Genomic DNA, 19,080 nt, shown 5'->3' with positions numbered 1-19,080 from the left:
TTGGTTCTGCGTCTCAGCGCAGTGCGTGAAAATTCTGGCCCAAAGATCCGGGCGCGCCAAGCCCCGCGCGGCGGCTGAATTTCTGCCGGGCGGAAATGAGGACGAGGACAAGGATGGTGGCGAGATAGGGCGCCATGGAAAGCAGTTGCACCGGTACCGCCACGCCCGCCGCCTGCAGCCGCAGTTGCAGCACGGTGACACCGCCGAACAGCCACGCGCCCGCCAGCACGCCGGGTGCGGTCCAGTTCGAGAAGACGACGATGGCCAGCGCGATCCAGCCGGCCCCGGCGGTCATGCCTTCGGTCCATTGCAGCACGATGGCGATCGAGATGAAGGCGCCGCCGATCCCGGCCATCGCGCCGCCAAAGGCGATGGCGCCGGTGCGGAACCGGCGGACCGGATGGCCTAGGCCGTGCGCGGCATCGTGGTTTTCGCCCACGCCGCGCAGGATCAGCCCAGGCCGCGTGCGATTGAGGAACCACCAGATCGCGGGAACCGAGGCGAGGCCCAGCCAGACGATCCAGTTGAGGCCAAGCGGACCGGGCCCCACGGCGGGCGCCTTGATTCCTTCATAGGCCTTGCCGAAAAGCGCCGCGAGGCCGAGACCGAACATGGTCAGGGCAAGCCCGGAGGCGACCTGGTTGGCCAGAAGCACCTGCGTCAGCAGCGCGAAGACCATCGAAACGGCGGCCCCGGCAACTGCGGCGGCAACAAAGCCCAGATAGGGATTGCCGGTGGCGACGGCGGTGGCAAAGCCCGCCAGCGCGCCGACGATCATCATCCCCTCGACGCCGAGGTTCAGCACTCCCGCGCGTTCCACCACCAATTCGCCAAGCGCGGCGAACAGGATGGGCGTCGAGGCCGCCATCAGCATCGGGATCAGGGTGGTGAGGTCGATCATGCCGGCACCCCGCGGGTGATGCGGAAGCGCGTGAGCAGATCAAAGCCCAGCAGGAAGAACAGCAGCATCCCCTGGAACACCTGAACCGTCGCGGCGGGCAGCTGCATGGTCAGCTGCGCCAGCTCGCCGCCGATATAGGTCAGCGCCAGCAACAGCCCCGCCAGCAGGATGCCGACCGGGTTCAACCGGCCCAGAAAGGCCACGATGATCGCGGTGAAGCCATAGCCCGAGCCGAAGCTGTCGGTGATCTGGCCGGCGGGGCCGGCGGCCTCGAAGATGCCGGCCAGACCGGCCAGCGCGCCCGAGAGGCCGAGGCAGAAGGCCACCAGTGTTTCGGGGCGGACCCCGGCGAAACGGGCGGCGCGGGGGGCAAGGCCGGCGGCGCGGATGTGGAAGCCGCGGATATGGCGGCTCATCAGCACCCAGGTCGCCAGCACCGCCAGCGCGGCGGCAAAGACGCCCCAATGCGCGCCGGTCCCGGCGATCAGTTCCGGGTTCGAGGCCGAGGGATATTGCTGCAGGTTACGCGAGCCGGGAAAGCCGAAGCCCTCGGGGTTCTTCAAGGGTCCAAAGGCCATCCAGGCGGCGACTTTCTGTGCCACGTAGACCAGCATCAGCGAGACGAGGATCTCGGACGCGCCGAACCAGTTCCTGAGCATCGCCGGGATCATCGCCCAGGCCCAGCCTCCAAAGGCGCCCGCCGCGATCATCGCCGGAAGCAGCCACCAGTGTTCGCCGGGATAGGCGGCCAGCGCCATCGCCGCGCCGCAGATGCCGCCGATGATGTATTGCCCCTCGGCCCCGATGTTCCAGATGCCGGCGCGGAAGCCGATGGCAAGGCCCGAGGCGATCAGGATCAGCGGCCCGGCCTTCACCAGCAGCTGTGGCCGGGAATAGCTGGCGGCCGGGCCGAACAGCGGATCCCAGAAGATGGTGCGGATGGCGGCGACCGGGTCATAGCCCATGATCGCGAACAGCAGCCCGCCGGCGATCATCGTCGCCAGCACCGCCATGATCGGCGTGGCGATCTGCCAGCCGGTCGAGGTCTCGGTCCGGGGAGTGAGCATCATCATATCTGCGCCTCGGCCATGCCATGTGCGCCCCCGAGCATCAGCCCGATCTCGTCCAGCGTCAGCCCCTCGGTCGGGCGCGGATCGGACAGGCGGCCTTCGTTCAGGGCGCAGAAACGGTCGGAAAGCTCCATCAGTTCGTCCAGATCCTGTGAGATGACGATGACACCCGCTCCTGCGCGGGCGAGGTCCAGCAGCGACTGGCGCACGGCGGCGGCGGCCCCTGCATCGACGCCCCATGTCGGCTGGTTCACCACGAGGACGCGCGGGACCTGCATCACCTCGCGGCCGATGACGAATTTCTGCAGATTGCCACCGGACAGGGCGCGAGCCGCCGTGCCGGGGCCGGGGGTACGCACGTCGAAACCCTTGATGACCGCTTCGGCAAAGCTGCGGGCGGCGCCGTGATCGATCAGCCCCTTGCGCACCAGCGCCTTGCGCCCGCCGGCGGTCAACAGCGTGTTGTCGGTCAGGCTGAAATCGGGCACCGCCGCATGACCCAGCCGATCCTCGGGCGCAGCCAGAAGCCCGGCCAGTCGCCGCGCCTCGGGCCCGGCCTGCGACAGGTCGCGGCCTTCCAGTGTGACCGAACCGGGGCGGGTGAGCACCTCGCCCGAGAGGACCGACAGCAATTCCTCCTGCCCGTTGCCGGCCACCCCGCCGATGCCGAGGATTTCACCCGAGCGGACGGCCAGCGAAACGCCTTTCAGCGCCGTGCCTTCAGCCGAGGGGGCGGGTGCGGAAACATTTTCCATCTGCAGCAGCACATCGCCCGCCACCCGGCCGGATCGGTCGATCTCGCGCATCTGGCCGCCGACCATCATCGCCGCCAGTTCGCGGGCGGAATGGGCGCGGGGATCGGCGCTATCGACCACCTTGCCGCCGCGCAGGATGGTGGCGCGGTCGCAATGGGCGCGGATCTCTTCGAGCTTGTGGCTGATATAGAGGATCGCCGTGCCCTGGCCCGCCAGCTTGCGCAGGGTGGCAAACAGCAGTTCCGCCTCTTGCGGGGTCAGGACCGAGGTCGGTTCGTCCATGATCAGCAGGCGCGGGTTCTGCAACAGGCAGCGGATGATCTCGACCCGCTGACGCTCGCCCGCCGACAGGGTGGCGATGCGGCGCGCGGGGTTCAGCGGCAGGCCGAATTCATGGCTGACCTGTGTGATGCGCTCCGACAGGGCGCGGCGGGGCGGCGGGTTCTCCATGCCCAGCGCGATATTCTCGGCCACGGTCAGCGCGTCAAACAGCGAGAAATGCTGGAACACCATCGCCACGCCGGCAGCGCGGGCGGCGCGCGGGTCGGCGGGGTGATGCGGTTGGCCCATCAGGACCATCTGCCCGTCATCGGGGCGGACGAGGCCATAGATCATCTTGACCAGGGTCGATTTCCCGGCCCCGTTCTCGCCCAGAAGCGCATGAATCTCGCCGGGGGCGACGGCAAAGGAGACGTCGTCATTGGCGCGAACGCCGGGATAGGATTTGCCGATCCCCTCGGCCCGGAACACCGCCGTCTCTGCCAAATTTGTCCCCTTGGTCAAATCATTGTTTTGATAGCGCGGAAATCCCATGTGAGGCAATTGCACAGTTGGACAGGTCAGGGATAGTGTCGCGCCATGCCCGATAAATCACCCCGATTCATTCACCTGCGCACGCATTCCGAGCATTCGCTGCTGGAGGGTGCGATCCCCGTGGCCAAGCTGGCCAAGCTGGCGGCCGAGAAGGGCATGCCGGCGGTCGCGCTGACCGACACGAACGCCATGTTCGCGGCGCTGGAATTCAGCGTGAAGGCCAAGGATGCAGGCGTGCAGCCGATCATCGGTTGCCAGTTGACGCTGGGGGCGGGTGTGACTGGCCCGGTGGTGGCGCTGGCGCAGAATCAGGCGGGCTGGCTCAACCTGATGGCGCTGAATTCGGCCCTTTACCTGCGCAAGGATGGCAGCCTGCCGCATGTGACGCTGGACGAGCTTTGCGCCCATGCCGAGGGGCTGATCCTGCTGACCGGCGGCGCGACCGGGCCGCTGGGGCAGTTGGTCGCGCAAGGGAAGCAAGCGGATGCCGAGGCGCTGGCCGAGCGGTTGGCGGCGGCCTTTCCGACGCGGCTTTACATCGAATTGCAGCGGCATCCGGGCGAGAATGGCGCGCTGATGGCGGCCGAGGCGGCCAGCGAGGCGGGGCTGATCCGGCTGGCCTATGACAAGGCGCTGCCGCTGGTGGCGACGAACGATGTCTATTTCCCCAAGCCGGCGATGTATCAGGCGCATGACGCGCTGATCTGCATTGCCGAAAAGGCCTATGTCGACCAGCCGCAGCCCCGACGCCGGCTGACGCCGCAGCATTACTTCAAATCCGCCGAGGAAATGGCGGTGCTGTTCGCCGATCTGCCCGAGGCGCTGGAGAACAGCGTCGAGATCGCCCGCCGTTGCGCCTTCGCCGTTGCCAAGCACAAGCCGATCCTGCCGCGCTTTGCCGAGAACGAAGTCGAGGAGCTGCGCCTGCAGGCCAAGCAGGGGCTGGCCGAGCGGCTGAAGGTCATTCCCCATGCCGTCAGCGTCGCGGATTACGAGGCGCGGCTGGAGTTCGAACTGGGCATCATCGAGCAGATGGGCTTTCCCGGCTATTTCCTGATCGTGGCCGATTTCATCAAATGGGCCAAGGATCACGACATTCCAGTGGGGCCGGGGCGGGGTTCGGGCGCGGGCAGCCTTGTCGCCTATGCACTGACCATCACCGACCTTGATCCCTTGCGCTATTCGTTGCTGTTCGAGCGCTTCCTGAACCCCGAACGGGTCTCGATGCCCGACTTCGACATCGACTTCTGCATGGACCGCCGCGAAGAGGTGATCCGTTACGTGCAGGAGAAATACGGCTCGGACAAGGTCGGCCAGATCATCACCTTCGGCGCGCTGCTGTCCAAGGCGGCTGTGCGCGACGTTGGCCGGGTGCTGCAACTGCCCTTCGGGCAGGTGGACCGGCTGTCGAAGATGATCCCGGTCGAGGGGGTGAAGCCGGTGAGCGTCACCAAGGCGCGCGCCGAGGAGCCGCGCTTGCGCGAGGCGGCGAAGGAAGAGGTCGTCGGCCGGCTTCTGGATTATGCCGAGCAGATCGAGGGGCTCTATCGCAACGCCTCGACCCATGCCGCCGGGGTGGTGATCGGCGACCGGCCGCTGGACCGGCTGGTGCCGCTTTACCGCGATCCGGGTTCGGACATGCCGGCGACGCAGTTCAACATGAAATGGGTCGAACAGGCCGGGCTGGTGAAGTTCGACTTTCTGGGCCTGAAAACGCTGACGGTGATCCAGAACGCCGTCGATCTGATCAATGGCGGTGGCCGTCCCCTGCACGTTGCGGCGGATGGGCGCGAGCTTTATCAGCCGCCCGAGGGGGCGGTGAACCAGATCAACGCCATCCCGCTGGATGACAAGGCCAGTTACGATCTCTTCGCCAGCGCCCGGACCGTCGCGGTGTTCCAGGTGGAAAGCTCGGGCATGATGGACGCGCTGCGCCGCATGCGGCCGACCTGCATCGAGGATATCGTGGCGCTGGTGGCGCTCTATCGCCCCGGCCCGATGGAGAACATCCCGACCTATTGCGAGGTGAAGAACGGCGTCCGCGATCTGGAATCGCTGCATCCGAGCATCGACCATATCCTCGCCGAGACGCAGGGCATCATCGTCTACCAGGAACAGGTGATGCAGATCGCGCAGGAGATGGCGGGTTACAGCCTCGGCGGCGCCGACCTGCTGCGCCGCGCGATGGGCAAGAAGATCGCCGAGGAGATGGCGAAGGAACGGCCGAAATTCGTCGATGGCGCGGTGGCACAGGGGGTCGAGCCGAAGAAGGCCGGCGAGGTCTTCGACCTCTTGGAAAAGTTCGCCAATTACGGCTTCAACAAGTCCCACGCGGCGGCCTATGCCGTGGTCAGCTACCAGACGGCATGGCTGAAGGCCAATCACCCGGTCGAGTTCATGGCGGCGGTGATGAACTGCGATATCCACCTGACCGACAAGCTGGCAGTCTACAAGCGCGAATGCGACCGCATGGGGATCGAGATCGTGCCGCCCTGCGTGAACCGCTCGGCGCCGAAATTCACCGTCGCCGAGGGGCGCATCCACTACGCGCTCGGCGCGTTGAAGGGGGTGGGTCTCGAGGCGATGCGGCTGATCCACGAGGCGCGTGGGGATAAGACCTTCCGTGACATCCATGACTTCGCCCGCCGGGTGGACATGCGCCGGGTGGGCAAGCGGGCGCTGGAAATGCTGGCCCGCGCCGGGGCCTTTGACCTGCTGGACAGCAACCGGGCGCGGGTGCTGAAATCGCTGGACGGGCTAGTGGCGTGGTCGGCGGCGGTTCAGGATCAGGCCGCTTCGAACCAGACCTCGCTGTTCGGCGGGGGCGAGGACCTGCCGCCGCCACGCACGCCCATCGCGCCGGTCTGGCTGCCGACCGAGAAGCTGGGCGAGGAGCACAAGGCCATCGGCTTCTACCTGTCGGGCCATCCGCTGGATGACTACCTTCCGGCGCTGAAGCGCAAGAAGGTGCAGACACTCGCCGAGATCGCCGCCGAGGCCGAGGGCGGACCGCTGGTCGCGATGATCGCCGGTACCGTCTCGGCACGGCAGGAGCGCAAATCGGCCAAGGGCACGCCCTTCGCCTTTGTCAGCCTGTCCGACCCGACCGGGCTTTACGAGGTGACCTGCTTCTCGGACCTGCTGACAAGTTCCCGCGACCTGTTGGAGCCGGGCGAGAACGTGGTCCTGCAGGTCAAGGTCGAACCGGCGGCGGACCAGGTGAAGATGCTGGCGAATTCCGTGCAGCGCCTCGAGGATGCCGTGGCCGATGCCGGGGCGGGGGCGCTGGCGGTGGAACTGGCCGAGGTCGAGGCCGTGCCGCGCGTGGCCGAGGTGCTGCAGCGGATCATGGACGAGATCAAGGCTGGTCCGCGCTCGCGCGGTGCCATCCGGCTGCGGGTCAAGGACGGCGCACGGCTGGTCGAGATCGAGGTGGCGGGCGACATGCCGGTCAGCACACCGGCCCGGCAGGCGCTGAGGGCGGTGCCGGGCGTGCTGGATGTGGTCGAGGAATAGGGCGCGCGGGCAGCCCGGATTTGGTCTTCCCCGTGTCATCCGGCTGCGCTAGCCTGCGGACAAATCGCGTTTTAACAAGTTGTTGGGGGACAGGATGCAAGCGGTGAATATTCGGCAGGGAACGGCACCGGGGGAGGATGGGGATGTCACCCGTTTCGTTTCGCCCGAGGTGCGCGACAAGGCCTGGTTCAATCCATCGAAGCCGGTGATCTTCGTCAACGGCATGATGAACGATCCCTCGCATCACGTGGAAAGCGCGATGGCGCTGTCGCTGATGATGGGGGCGCCGGTCTATGGCGTCTACAACGCGAAGATCGGTTTCGCCGCCGACCTGTGGCAATGCCTGACCGACAAGCTGCGGCTGAGCGCGATCCAGGCGCAGCGGCCAAGCGGGTTCGAGGCTTGGGCGAAGCTGATCGAGGTCGAATACCAGCTGGTGAAGAAGGCGCAGCCGGGGCTGAGCAAGACCGACTATGTCGGCTCGCTGCTGGGATCGAACAAGGCCACCCAATCGCTCTACCGGCTGCTGACCGGGCAGGGCGGGATGCTGGGCGCGCCGATCTATTGCCACAGCCAGGGCAACCTGATCACCTCGAACGCACTGACCGCCGTGGCGCTTGCCAAGGGCACGCAGGCAATCTCGGGGCTCGAGGTGAACAGCTTCGGTTCGCCCTGCCGCTATTGGCCGCCGGGGATCCGGCGCACCAACTATGCCTTTACCTTCGATCCGGTCAGCATGCTGGACCTGCGCGCGGATCTGACCAGCAGCAAGGTCGGCTACAGCTTCAGCCACGGCTTTCCGGTGGTCCACGGCTTCAAGTGGTATGCCGAGCAAGATGGCGAATTCGTGGTCAACCGCTTTCGCTGGGGCAGCTGGGGCATGACCTTCAGCCTCGACGAGAAGGGGCTGGCGAAGTTCTGCGCCAATCAGGGCGACAATGTGCGCCGGTTGCGCGCGATCTTCGACCGGCTGGAAAAGGCCCATCCCACCGACAGCGACGATGTGGCGCTGGAATATGTGAAGCTGCTCAGCGACACACAGATCGCGCGGCTGAAGCTGCTGGATGCGGGCTTTGTGACCCAGTTGGTCCGGCTCTTGGAAAGCGGCGCGACCTTTGCCGATGAACGCGGCGCCATCGAGCGGTTGAAGGCGGCCTGAGCCGCCCTCACCGGGTTACGCTCACCCCAACGCCTTCTGGTGCTCAGCCTCGGGCTCTTCGCGGTCCGGGGCGCAGGTTGCCCAGTTCTCGTCCGGTTTGGGCTTCGGCAGTTCATGCCATTGCCAGCTGCGGTGGATATGCGACTTGGCGATCATCAGCCCGGTGATCGGTGCGGTCAGGAAGATGAAGAGGATGATCAGCAGCTCGTGCCAGCTTGACTGTTCATTGAAGAAGCCGAACCACAAGAGCGAGGCAACGAGCACGCTGCCCACGCCAAGCGTCGCGGCCTTGGTCGGCGCGTGCAGGCGGGTCATCGGGTCGGGCAGCTTGACCAGACCGTAAGAGCCCACCGCACCGAAGATGCCGCCGATGACCAGCAGGGCCGAGATCAGGATTTCCAGAAACATGTCCATCGGTCAGCCCCCTTATTCGATCACGTCGCCGCGCAGGATGAACTTGGCGTAAGACACCGTCGAGACGAAGCCCACCATGGCGAACAAGAGCGTCGCCTCGAAATACATCGCCGTGCCATGCAGGATGCCGAACAGCGTCAGCAGTGCGATCATGTTGATGGTCATGGTATCCAGCGCCAGCACCCGGTCGCTGACCCCCGGTGCGATGACCACGCGGTAGAGGCAGAACAGTTGGCCAATGCCGAAGCAGGCGAAGGCGAAATAGAGCGCGTAGTCGATCATTCGAAGATCTCCTTCAGCCGGGCCTCGTAGCGGGACTTGATGTCATCGCGCACCGCATCCGGGTCGGGGGCGTGCAGGCAATGGACCAAGAGCGCGCGCCCCTCGTCCGAGACATCGCAGGTGACGGTGCCGGGAGTCAGCGTGATGGTGCCGCCCAGAACCGCGATCGCCTCGGGTGCGGTCAGTTCCAGGGGCACATTGACCCAGGCCGGTTGCAGCTTGCGGTTGGGCATGAACAGCACGATCCGCGCCACCTGGATATTGGCGACGATGATGTCCCACACGACCAGTGCCGAATAGGCGAGGAACTTGATCGGCCGGCGGATGCGCGGACGATCGGGCCAATAGGGCGCGATCAGGATCGGAATGATGGTGGCAAGGATGACTGCAAAGACCAGCGAGCCCCAGGCAAAGCGGTTGACCAGCAGCATCCAGACCAGCGTCAAGAGGATCGACAGCAGCGGATGGGGGAACAGGCGCCAGATCATTTCGTGTCCTCCTGCTGGTGCAGGACCGGCTGAATGTAGCTGTCGATATCATGCAGCTGCGCGGCGGTGCGCGCCAGATAATCCGTCACCGGCCCGGCAAAGATGGTCAGCGCCACCAGCCCGGCCAGCAGCAACCCGACCGAGGTGAAGGCAAGCGCCGGCGAGGCGGAATCGTCGACGTCCTGGATATGCTCGTCGGTTTCCAGCTTGTGGAGGATCGGCCCGGGTTTCGGGCGCGGTCCCTCGTCGGTGTCATTGTCAGGCTCGGGGTCGAGCTCGTGCGATTTCCAGAAGAGGGTCGAGCCGGCGCGGCCAAAGGCCACCAGCGCGATCAAGGAGGTGATCAGGATGATCGCCCAGATCCACGGCATCCAGGCATCGTCGGCGGTGGCCTGCATCACCAACAGCTTGCCGATGAAGCCCGAGAGCGGCGGCAGACCCACGACGGCGATGGCAGTGGCGAAGAACAGCACCGACAGAAGCCCGGTATTCGGGAAGGTCGGGCGCAGCCGGATCCAGACATCACCGCCGCGCCGTGCCGCGATCATGTCGACGACAAGGAACAGCGCGCCGGCTGCCAGCGTCGAATGGATCAGGTAATACATCCCCGCCGTCAGCCCGGTCTCGTCGAAACGGGCGATGGCGATGGTCAACGTGCCGATCGAGCCGATGGCCGCGTAGGCCGCCAGCCGGGTCAGGCTGCGCGTGCCATAGACGCCGAGTTGCCCGAGGAGCAGTGTGGCGAGCGCCGCCGGCAGCAAGAGGTTCGTCGCCAGATGCTCGACCACCGAGTCATTCGGGAAGATCAGCGTGAAGAAGCGGATGATCGCATAGATGCCGACCTTGGACATGACCGCGAAGAGGGCGGAGGACGGACCCGGCGCATTGGCATAGGTCGAGGGCAGCCAGAAATGCAGCGGCACCAGCGCCGCCTTGACGCCGAAGACGATCAGCAGAAGCACCGCGCCGACCCGCAGCAGGCCGGTATCATCGGGCGGCAGGGCCGCCACGCGCTGCGCCAGATCGGCCATGTTCAGCGTGCCGGTCGAGGCATAGATCGCCCCCAGCGCCGCGAGGAACAGCGTCGAACCGGCGAGGTTGTAGCTGATATACTGCACGCCCGCGCGCAGCCGCATCGGGCCGCCGCCGTGGATCATCAACCCATAGCTGGCGATCAGCAGTACCTCGAAGAACACGAACAGGTTGAAGGCGTCACCGGTCAGGAAGGCGCCATTCAGGCCCATCAGCTGGAACATCCAGAGCGCATGGAAATGCCAGCCCTTGCGGTCCCAGCCCGAGCCGAAGGCGTAAAGCTGCACCACAGTCGCCAGAAAGCCCGTCAGTAGCAGCATCATCGCCGACAGCCGGTCCAGCATCAGCACGATGCCGAAGGGCGCGGCCCAGTTGCCAAGGCGATAGACCTGCACCTCGCCGCCGGCGGCCAGCACGTTCAGATAGATGGCGGTGCCCAGCAGGAACAGCGAGCCGATGATGCCAAAGGTCCGCTGCAGCAGCAGGTCATGCCGCATCCACAGGATGATGAGCGCGCCGAAAAGGGCCGGCAAGAGAACCGGGGCAATGATCCAGTGATTCATGCGCTGCCACCCTTCGTCTGGCCGGCGATCTCCGACTCTTCTTCAGCCTCCACCGTCAGCAGCGGCGGCATGTTGCGGTCTTCTTCGGGCATGTTGATGTAATCGTCACCGCCCTCGATGAAGGCGCCAAGCGCCATCATCACCACCACGGCGGTCATCCCGAACGAGATCACGATGGCGGTCAGCACCAGCGCCTGCGGCAGCGGGTCGGTATAGCCGGTGATATTGCCCGAATGATCGCGCAGGATCGGCGGCTGGTTGATCACCAGCCGGCCCGAGGTGAACAGGAAGACGTTGATCGCATAGGTCAGCATGGTCATGCCCAGCACCACCGCGAAGCTGCGCAGGCGCAGGATCAGGTAGACGCCGGCAGCGGTCAGCGCGCCAATGGCCGTTGCAACAAGGGCCTCCATCAGTGCGCCTCCTTTCCGGTCATGTCCTTGGTGTCGATATTGTCCATCGGGTCGGCATTCACCGTGCCCCCGGCATGGCGGGCGATCCGCGACAGCGAGTTCAGCGCCAGCATCACCGCGCCGACGACGCAGAGGAACACGCCGAGGTCAAAGCCCATGGCGGTCGCCAGCTCGAACTCCTCGAGGAAGGGCAGTTTGAAATAGCCGTAATCCGAGGTGAGGAAGGGCCGACCGTTGAACCATGCACCAACGCCGGTGATCGCCGCCGCCACCACGCCCGCGCCGATCATGGCGTGATAGGGCACGCGCTGGCGGTCCATCGCCCAGCCAAAGCCCGAGGCCATGTATTGCATCAGGAAGGCGATGGCGACGACCAGGCCGGCGATGAAGCCGCCGCCTGGCTCGTTATGGCCGCGCAGGAAGATGTAGATGCCGACGACCAGCGAGATCGGCAGCAGCATCCGCGTCGCCACCACCAGCATCAGCGGGTGACGGTCGCCGGCGCGGCGGTAATCGCGCACCCAGTTGCGCAGCCGGCGCGAGGATTTGCCCTGCAACAGCGTCTCGGTCAGCGCGTAGATGACCAGCGCGGCAATCCCCAGGACGGTGATCTCGCCGAAGGTATCATAGCCCCGGAAGTCCACCAGGATGACGTTCACGACGTTGTCGCCGCCGCCCTTCTTGTAGCTGGTTTCCAGCATGTAGCCGGCGATGCTGTCAAAGGCGAAGTCGCGCCGCATCATCGCATAGGCCAGCGCGCCGAAGCCCACACCCGCCAAGGTGGCGATGAAGGCATCGGTGCCGCGCCGGCGGCTGGTGGTCTCGACCGCGGTGCGCTTGGGCAGGAAGTTCAGCGCCAGGAGCAGAAGGATCACGGTGACGATCTCGACCGAGATCTGGGTCAGCGCGAGGTCGGGGGCCGAGAAATAGGCGAAACCGACCGAGACGATCAGCCCGACAATGCCCACCAGCACCAGCGCCAGCAGGCGATAGCGATGGAAGGCGACCATGCAGCCGGTGGCGACGATCAGCATGATCCAGCCAATGACCGGCACCAGTTCCAGGGGCAGCATCGGCCGCGTCACCGGGCCGACCGCGCCGGTGGACCAGGCCAGCGCGCCGCAGAAGACCGAGGTCAGCGTAAAGGCCGCCAACGCGCGGGGCATGGTGCCGTCGGTGATGCCGTTGGTCAGGTTGCGCGCGCCGAGTACCGTCTGGCCGATCAGCCATTGGAACATGGTCTTTGCCTCGGGATGCGGACCCGCGCGCCAGATCGCCTGCGCCGCCGGATAAAGCCACAGCAGGGTGGCGCCGCCGGCCAGCGCGATGCCCGACATGATCAGCGCATTGTTCAACCCATGCCACAGCGCCAGATGGGCGTGCTGCGCCTCGCCGGTCACTGCGGTGGCCGAGGCATCGACCAGCCAGCCCGCCATGGTGTTCGGGAACAACCCGATCAGGATCACCAGCGAGACGAGGAAGGCCGGCCCGATCCACATGCCGAGACCCGGATCATGCGGCTTGTGCGGATAGTCGTCGCGCACCGGGCCGAGGAAGACGTGGAAGATGAAGCGCAGCGAATAGGCGACCGAGAAGGTGGCGGCCAGCGTGGCGATGACCATGAAGACCTGCCGCGCGCGCTCGAGATGATCGACCTCGTAGAGCATCATCTCTTTCGAGATGAAGCCGTTCAGCGGTGCCACCCCGGCCATGGACAGCGCGGCGATGGTACCGATGGCGAAGGTAATCGGCATCAGCTTGCGCAGTCCCCCCAGCCGCGCGATCGAACGGGTATGCGCCTCGTGATCGACGATCCCGGCGGTCATGAAGAGGGCGGCCTTGAAGGTCGCGTGGTTGATGATGTGGAAGACCGCGGCAACGGCGGCCTCGGGCGTGCCAAAGCCCAGAAGCATGGTGACAAGGCCCAGATGGCTGACCGTCGAGAAGGCCAAGAGCGCCTTCAGATCATCCTTGAAAAGCGCGATGAAGGCGCCGAGCAGCATGGTGATCAGGCCGGTGGTCGAGACGATCCAGAACCATTCCGGCGTGCCCGACAGCACCGGCCAGAGCCGCGCCATCAGGAACAGCCCGGCCTTCACCATGGTCGCGCTGTGCAGATAAGCCGAGACCGGCGTCGGCGCGGCCATGGCGTGGGGCAACCAGAAGTGGAACGGGAACTGCGCCGATTTGGTGAAGGCGCCCAGAAGGATCAGGATCAGCGCCGGGAAATACCACGGGCTCGCCTGGATGGCGTCCTTCGCCTGAAGGATGTCGCCGATCTCGTAGCTACCGGCGATCTGGCCGAGGATCAGCATCCCCGCGATCATCGCCAGACCGCCCATCCCGGTCACGGTCAGCGCCATGCGCGCGCCTTGCCGGCCGTCGGGCAGATGCCGCCAATAGCCAATCAGCAGGAAGGAACTCAGCGAGGTCAGCTCCCAGAACACCAGCAAAAGCAGGATGTTGTCCGACAGGACGATGCCCATCATCGCGCCCTGGAACAGCATCAGATAGGTATAGAACTTGCCGACCGGGTCCTTCCGCGACAGGTAGAACCGGGCATAGGTGATGATCAGCAGCCCGATCCCGAGGATCAGGATGCCGAACAAAAGCCCCAGCCCGTCAACGCGGAAGCTGGCGGCCAGCCCGATCTGCGGCAGCCACGAGAAGCTGGTGGTGACGACGCCGCCATGCAGGATCTCGGGGATGTGCAGCAAAAGCCCGATCAGGGCGATCAGTGTCGCCGTGCCGCAGCTGATCGCGGCCACGTCGCGTCCTGATCGGATCAGGAGGCCGGGCAGCAAGGCTCCGATGAAAGGCAGCATGGCGATGAGAGCTGGCGACATTCGATCGTCTTCCCCGTTCAGGCTGGTTTCTTCTGGTTATTGAATCTCTTGCGGGGATGGCGTGCCAGTGTCAACCCGATCTCCCGCGAGCGCGCATCAGCCTCTAGGCGATGTTCGCCTTTCGTGCTAACCCTTGGAAAAAAGAGAGGGCAGTCATGCGGGTACTGGGCATCGACCCGGGTTTGCGGAACATGGGCTGGGGCGTGATCGCCGTTGACGGCTCGCGTCTGCGCCATGTCGCGAACGGGGTGATCCATTCCGAGGGCGGCGATCTGGGGCCGCGTCTGGTCGCGCTCTATCGCGGGCTTTGCGCGGTGATTATCGCCCATGCCCCGGATGCGGCGGCGGTCGAGCAGACCTTCGTGAACAAGGATGCGGTCGGCACGCTGAAGCTGGGCCAGGCGCGGGGGATCGCACTACTGGCCCCGGCCGAGGCCGGGCTGGCGGTGGGCGAATATGCCCCGAACGCGGTGAAGAAGACGGTGGTGGGCGTGGGCCATGCCGCCAAGGAGCAGGTGCAGCACATGGTCCGCATTCAACTGCCTGGTGTCCAGTTCGACAGTCCCGATGCGGCAGACGCCTTGGCCATCGCCATCTGCCACGCCCGGCATCTGCAGGGCCGCAATATCCGGGTGGTCGCATGATCGGCCGCATCGCCGGGGTGATCCTGCACCGCGCCCGCGATCATGTGCTGATCGATGTGCGCGGCGTCGGTTATATCGTCCATGTCAGCGACCGCACGGCGGCCAGCCTGCCGCCGGCGGGGCAGGCGGTGGCGCTTTATACCGATCTTCTGGTGCGCGAGGACCTGCTGCAGCTGTTCGGCTTCCCGACCATGCTGGAAAAGGAATGGCACCGGCTACTGACCGGGGTGCAGGGCGTCGGCTCAAAGGTCTCGCTGGCGATCCTCGGCACGCTGGGGCCGGAGGGTCTGGCCCGCGCCATCGCCATCGGCGACTGGTCGGCGGTCAGGAAGGCGCAGGGTGTCGGGCCCAAGCTGGCGCAGCGCGTCGTGCTGGAGCTGAAGGACAAGGCCCCCGCGGTCATGGCGCTTGGCGGCGATCTGACGGTCGAGGCCGAGGGCGCGGCACTGGTCGAACCGGATGCCCCGGCCACGGCGACAGCCCCGGCTGCACCGCGCGCGCCCAGTGCCGCCGCGCAATCGGCGCAGGCGGCGGCGGATGCGCTGTCGGCGCTGGCCAATCTGGGCTATGGTCCCTCCGAGGCGGCGGCGGCGGTGGCGCAGTCGCAGGCCGAGGAACCCGGGGCGGCGGTAGCGGCGCTGATCCGGGCCTCGCTGAAACGTCTGGCACCGAAGGGATAGCGACATGGCCGGCAATGCGCGCACCTTTATCCTGATGGCCGTGATGACGGCCCTGCTGATGGTCCTTGGCTGGATGCTGGGCGGGCAGGGCGGTGCCGTGATCGCGCTGGCCGTGGCCGGGGCGATGAACCTCTGGTCCTATTGGAACAGCGACAAGGCGGTGCTGCGCCAGCAGAACGCGGTGCAGGTCGACCGGAACTCGGCGCCGGAACTCTTCGACATGGTGGCGACGCTGGCGCAGCGCGCCGGCCTGCCTATGCCTGCCGTCTATGTGCTGGCGACCGAGCAGCCGAATGCCTTCGCCACCGGCCGCAACCCGCAGAATGCCGCCGTGGCGGTGACGCAAGGCCTGCTGGCCAATATGCCGCGCGAGGAACTGGCGGGCGTGATCGCGCATGAACTGGCCCATATCAAGAACCGAGATACGCTGACCATGACCGTTACCGCGACACTGGCCGGGGCCATCGCCATGCTGGGCAACATGATGATGTTCACCGGCGGACGCGACGGTCGGGGCGGCGGCTTCGGCGCGATCCTTGCCATGATCTTCGCGCCGCTGGCCGCCGGTCTGGTGCAGATGGCGATCTCGCGCACCCGCGAATTCGAGGCCGACCGCGAGGGGGCCGAGATCAGCGGCCAGCCGCTGGCGCTGGCCAATGCGCTGGCTCGCATCGCCACGCTGGCCGGGCGCACGCTGAATGTCCCGGCTGAACGCAACCCGGCAGCAGCACCGCTGTTCATCATCAACCCGCTGCACGCCTTGCGCGCCGACCGGCTGTTCTCGACCCACCCGCCGACCGAGGAACGCATCGCCCGGCTTCAGGCCATGGCGCGTGGCTGAGGCGGGGGCGATGAATCAACCTGACCCGACCCTGCGCCCCGAGCGGCTTGAGGGCGAGCCCGAGGACCGGGCGCTGCGTCCTCAGGCGCTGACCGATTTTGTCGGTCAGGCCGAGGCGCGGGCCAATCTGCGGGTCTTCATCGAAAGCGCCCGGATGCGCGGGCAGGCGATGGACCACACGCTGTTTCATGGGCCCCCGGGCCTCGGCAAGACCACGCTGGCGCAGATCATGGCGCGCGAGCTGGGGGTGAATTTCCGCATGACCTCCGGGCCCGTTCTGGCGCGGGCGGGCGATCTGGCGGCGATCCTGACCAACTTGGAAGCGCGCGATGTTCTTTTCATCGACGAGATCCACCGGATGAACCCGGCGGTCGAGGAGGTGCTGTATCCGGCGATGGAGGATTTCGAGCTGGATCTGGTCATCGGTGAAGGCCCTGCCGCCCGCACCGTCCGGATCGAGTTGCAACCCTTCACGCTGGTCGGCGCGACCACGCGGCTAGGGCTCTTGACCACGCCGCTCCGCGACCGTTTCGGCATTCCGACGAGGCTGCAATTCTACGAGGTGGCCGAGCTCGACCAGATCGTCCAGCGCGGGGCGCGGATGATGGGGATCAAGGCCGATCCCGATGGCACGCTGGAGATTGCCCGCCGCGCCCGTGGCACGCCCCGCATCGCCGGGCGGCTGTTGCGCCGGGTGGTAGATTTCGCACTGGTCGAGGGCGACGGCCATCTGGACCGCGCCATCGCCGATTCTGCGCTGACCCGGTTGGGCGTCGATGATCTGGGCCTTGACGGTGCCGACCGCCGTTACCTGACCTTGATGGCCGAGCATTACGGCGGCGGGCCGGTCGGGGTGGAAACCCTGTCGGCGGCCTTGTCGGAAAGCCGCGATGCCATCGAGGAGGTGATCGAGCCCTACCTGCTGCAGCAGGGCCTGATCGCCCGCACCCCCCGCGGCCGCCAGCTTGCCCCGCGCGCCTGGCGCCATCTTGGCATCGCCGCCCCCAGAACGGACCTGTTTGATGACTGAGCTTGCCCCCGAGATCGCCCCCGAGATTGCTGCCAAGGTGCGTGCCAGCTTTGACCGTCAGACGATGATGCAGACGCTTGGCGCCGAGATGGTCGAAATCGGCCCGGGCCGCATCATCATCACGGCGCCGATCCTGCCCACGGTCCTGCAGCAGCAGGGTGCGGGTCATGCCGGGCTGACATTCTCCATCGGTGATTCGGCGGCGGGCTTTGCCGCGCTCACGCTGATGCCGTCCGAGGCCGAGGTGATGACGGTCGAGATGAAGTTGAACCTGATGTCACCGGCCATTGGCGAGCGGCTGGTGGCCGAGGGCCGGGTGATCCGGCCGGGACGGCGCATCATGGTGGTCGCCGCCGATGTCTGGGCCGAGACCGGCGGCGCGCGCAAGCATGTGGCGATGCTGCAGGGGACGATGATCCCGGTGTGAAGAGGGCAGGGCGGCCTAGCGCCGCCGCACCCATTTCCAGCCGGTGATCATCGGTCGGACCAGGTCCTCGTTCTTCCAGACGCGGTAGAAGAGGATGATCGCCACGTGCAGCAGCACGAGGATCAGGATCAGGTTTGCGCCCAACTCGTGCCAGCCCGGGGCCTCGGTGGCGATATCGCTGCCCACCGCGCCGGCCAGCGGCCCGACATTGACGAAATCCTCGGGGTCCGAGATCAGACCGGTCACCACCTGGTAGATCAGCACCACCAGCATCGCGATGACCGACAGCCCGCCAAGCGGGTTATGTCCGGGCCAGTTGCTCGGCTCGCGGCGGAACATGTGGCCGAGGTAATCGCGGATCGCGCCCGGCCCGCGCAGGAAGCTGGAAAACCGCGCCGGCTCGGGGCCGACAAAGCCCCAGATCACCCGAAAGACCAGCAGCCCCGCGATCGTGTAGCCGAGATAGAAATGCAGCGACATGTCATTGGGCCCGAGCTTGCCCAGCAGCCAGTTCGCGATGACCAGTGTCGCCAGAAGCCAGTGGAACCCCCTGAGCAGGGGGTCCCAGATTCTGACCCGCTCAGTCTTTGCAGGGGCATCAGTCCTTGCGGTAGTCATCGTGGCAGGCCTTGCAGGCTTCACCCAGCTTCTGCACCACCGGCCCGACGGCCTCCTGACCGCCGCCGACAGCCGCGCCGGCCCCGGTCGCGGCCTCCTGCAGTCCGGCGAACTTGGTGGCGAAATCCTCGCTGTTCGCCCAGATCGCCGGCAGCGCCTCGGTCTCAACGCCGTCATCGGTCGAGGTGCCGTCGATGAACAGAGCCGGCAGGCCGTATTGGCTCAGCGCCTCGAGATTGGTGCACGCCTGCGTGGCGGCGGCGGCGTCATAGGCGATGTCACCCTTGGCCATGCCAGCCAGCGTGCCCATGTTGATGCTCAGCATTTTCATGAAGCCCTGCCGCGCTTCCAGCGCGTCCTCGACGGCATCGGCATGGGCAAGAACGGGAAAGGCCGCGATCGCGGCAACGAGGAACAGTTTCATCAAAACCTCCTGTTGGACGGCTCTCGGCCGTCCGACCAGTCTGGCAGGAGGTTTTTCACCGATCAACTGCAAGCTACATGCTGGCGAAAATGTGACCGGATTTCAGGAGCTTCGGACTGTTTCGCGCCGGGTGATAACGCCGGAAAGCCGCGCGGTTATCCCGC

At 66.1% G+C, this 19,080-nt stretch carries 18 protein-coding genes; 7 read left to right on the top strand and 11 right to left on the bottom strand.

Annotated elements, in window-relative coordinates; genetic code table 11:
• Nucleotides 1-13 precede the first annotated feature (13 nt).
• The 3 genes from CX676_RS10160 to CX676_RS10150 are packed head-to-tail and all read right to left on the bottom strand — an operon-like array spanning nucleotide 14 to nucleotide 3,491.
• Nucleotides 14-901, bottom strand: coding sequence for an ABC transporter permease (locus tag CX676_RS10160; RefSeq protein ID WP_101752512.1), 888 nt, complete (start codon nucleotides 899-901; stop codon nucleotides 14-16).
• Complete coding sequence (locus tag CX676_RS10155) at nucleotides 898-1,974, bottom strand: ABC transporter permease (RefSeq protein ID WP_101752511.1); 1,077 nt, start codon at nucleotides 1,972-1,974, stop codon at nucleotides 898-900. Before CX676_RS10155 ends, CX676_RS10160 begins: the two co-directional genes overlap by 4 nt.
• Nucleotides 1,971-3,491 carry an ABC transporter ATP-binding protein gene (locus tag CX676_RS10150; protein ID WP_232816406.1) on the bottom strand — a complete coding sequence of 507 codons (1,521 nt, stop codon included), beginning with the start codon at nucleotides 3,489-3,491 and terminating at the stop codon, nucleotides 1,971-1,973. The genes CX676_RS10155 and CX676_RS10150 overlap by 4 nt, the downstream gene beginning before the upstream one ends.
• A 93-nt stretch (nucleotides 3,492-3,584) precedes the next feature.
• Here CX676_RS10150 and dnaE point away from each other — a divergent pair, with 93 nt between their 5' ends.
• On the top strand, nucleotides 3,585-7,055 hold the full coding sequence (gene dnaE, locus CX676_RS10145; protein WP_101752509.1) for a DNA polymerase III subunit alpha: 3,471 nt from the start codon (nucleotides 3,585-3,587) through the stop codon (nucleotides 7,053-7,055).
• 94 nt (nucleotides 7,056-7,149) lie between these two features.
• The gene (locus CX676_RS10140; protein WP_101752508.1) at nucleotides 7,150-8,214 is read left to right on the top strand and encodes a hypothetical protein; all 1,065 of its coding nucleotides are present in this window, start codon (nucleotides 7,150-7,152) and stop codon (nucleotides 8,212-8,214) included.
• Nucleotides 8,215-8,235: 21 nt separating this feature from the next.
• Here CX676_RS10140 and CX676_RS10135 read toward each other — a convergent pair whose 3' ends face one another.
• Genes CX676_RS10135 through CX676_RS10110 form a run of 6 tightly spaced genes read right to left on the bottom strand, consistent with a single transcriptional unit; the run spans nucleotide 8,236 to nucleotide 14,252 of the window.
• Nucleotides 8,236-8,628, bottom strand: coding sequence for a Na+/H+ antiporter subunit G (locus CX676_RS10135; protein ID WP_408634457.1), 393 nt, complete (start codon nucleotides 8,626-8,628; stop codon nucleotides 8,236-8,238).
• Nucleotides 8,629-8,640: 12 nt separating this feature from the next.
• A complete protein-coding gene (locus CX676_RS10130; RefSeq protein ID WP_101752507.1) occupies nucleotides 8,641-8,910 on the bottom strand; it encodes a K+/H+ antiporter subunit F in 270 nt (89 codons plus the stop codon).
• A complete protein-coding gene (locus tag CX676_RS10125; RefSeq protein ID WP_101752506.1) occupies nucleotides 8,907-9,398 on the bottom strand; it encodes a Na+/H+ antiporter subunit E in 492 nt (163 codons plus the stop codon). Before CX676_RS10125 ends, CX676_RS10130 begins: the two co-directional genes overlap by 4 nt.
• Complete coding sequence (locus CX676_RS10120) at nucleotides 9,395-10,993, bottom strand: monovalent cation/H+ antiporter subunit D (protein WP_101752505.1); 1,599 nt, start codon at nucleotides 10,991-10,993, stop codon at nucleotides 9,395-9,397. The genes CX676_RS10125 and CX676_RS10120 overlap by 4 nt, the downstream gene beginning before the upstream one ends.
• Nucleotides 10,990-11,406 (bottom strand): Na+/H+ antiporter subunit C, encoded by a 417-nt coding sequence (locus tag CX676_RS10115; RefSeq protein ID WP_101752504.1) that lies wholly within the window; start codon nucleotides 11,404-11,406, stop codon nucleotides 10,990-10,992. Before CX676_RS10115 ends, CX676_RS10120 begins: the two co-directional genes overlap by 4 nt.
• Nucleotides 11,406-14,252 (bottom strand): monovalent cation/H+ antiporter subunit A, encoded by a 2,847-nt coding sequence (locus tag CX676_RS10110; RefSeq protein WP_101752503.1) that lies wholly within the window; start codon nucleotides 14,250-14,252, stop codon nucleotides 11,406-11,408. The genes CX676_RS10115 and CX676_RS10110 overlap by 1 nt, the downstream gene beginning before the upstream one ends.
• A 155-nt stretch (nucleotides 14,253-14,407) precedes the next feature.
• On the opposite strand from CX676_RS10110, the gene ruvC reads away from it, so the two are divergent.
• From ruvC to CX676_RS10085, 5 genes are read left to right on the top strand one after another with little or no spacing between them, the layout of a single operon-like run.
• A complete protein-coding gene (gene ruvC, locus CX676_RS10105) occupies nucleotides 14,408-14,896 on the top strand; it encodes a crossover junction endodeoxyribonuclease RuvC (protein ID WP_101752502.1) in 489 nt (162 codons plus the stop codon).
• A complete protein-coding gene (gene ruvA / locus CX676_RS10100; protein ID WP_101752501.1) occupies nucleotides 14,893-15,576 on the top strand; it encodes a Holliday junction branch migration protein RuvA in 684 nt (227 codons plus the stop codon). Before ruvC ends, ruvA begins: the two co-directional genes overlap by 4 nt.
• 4 nt (nucleotides 15,577-15,580) lie before the next feature.
• The gene (locus CX676_RS10095; protein WP_101752500.1) at nucleotides 15,581-16,417 is read left to right on the top strand and encodes a M48 family metalloprotease; all 837 of its coding nucleotides are present in this window, start codon (nucleotides 15,581-15,583) and stop codon (nucleotides 16,415-16,417) included.
• 10 nt (nucleotides 16,418-16,427) lie between these two features.
• A complete protein-coding gene (gene ruvB / locus CX676_RS10090; protein WP_101752499.1) occupies nucleotides 16,428-17,447 on the top strand; it encodes a Holliday junction branch migration DNA helicase RuvB in 1,020 nt (339 codons plus the stop codon).
• Nucleotides 17,440-17,874 (top strand): PaaI family thioesterase, encoded by a 435-nt coding sequence (locus tag CX676_RS10085; RefSeq protein ID WP_198590173.1) that lies wholly within the window; start codon nucleotides 17,440-17,442, stop codon nucleotides 17,872-17,874. Before ruvB ends, CX676_RS10085 begins: the two co-directional genes overlap by 8 nt.
• 15 nt (nucleotides 17,875-17,889) lie before the next feature.
• Here the strand turns inward: CX676_RS10085 and CX676_RS10080 are convergent, their stop codons facing one another.
• Nucleotides 17,890-18,492, bottom strand: coding sequence for a cytochrome b/b6 domain-containing protein (locus CX676_RS10080; protein ID WP_101752498.1), 603 nt, complete (start codon nucleotides 18,490-18,492; stop codon nucleotides 17,890-17,892).
• Nucleotides 18,473-18,916 (bottom strand): c-type cytochrome, encoded by a 444-nt coding sequence (locus tag CX676_RS10075; RefSeq protein WP_101752497.1) that lies wholly within the window; start codon nucleotides 18,914-18,916, stop codon nucleotides 18,473-18,475. The genes CX676_RS10080 and CX676_RS10075 overlap by 20 nt, the downstream gene beginning before the upstream one ends.
• Nucleotides 18,917-19,080: the final 164 nt, after the last annotated feature.

Source organism: Paracoccus zhejiangensis (assembly GCF_002847445.1).
GTDB classification, from domain to species: Bacteria; Pseudomonadota; Alphaproteobacteria; order Rhodobacterales; family Rhodobacteraceae; genus Paracoccus; species Paracoccus zhejiangensis.
This window is presented reverse-complemented; position numbering and strand designations above follow the sequence as displayed.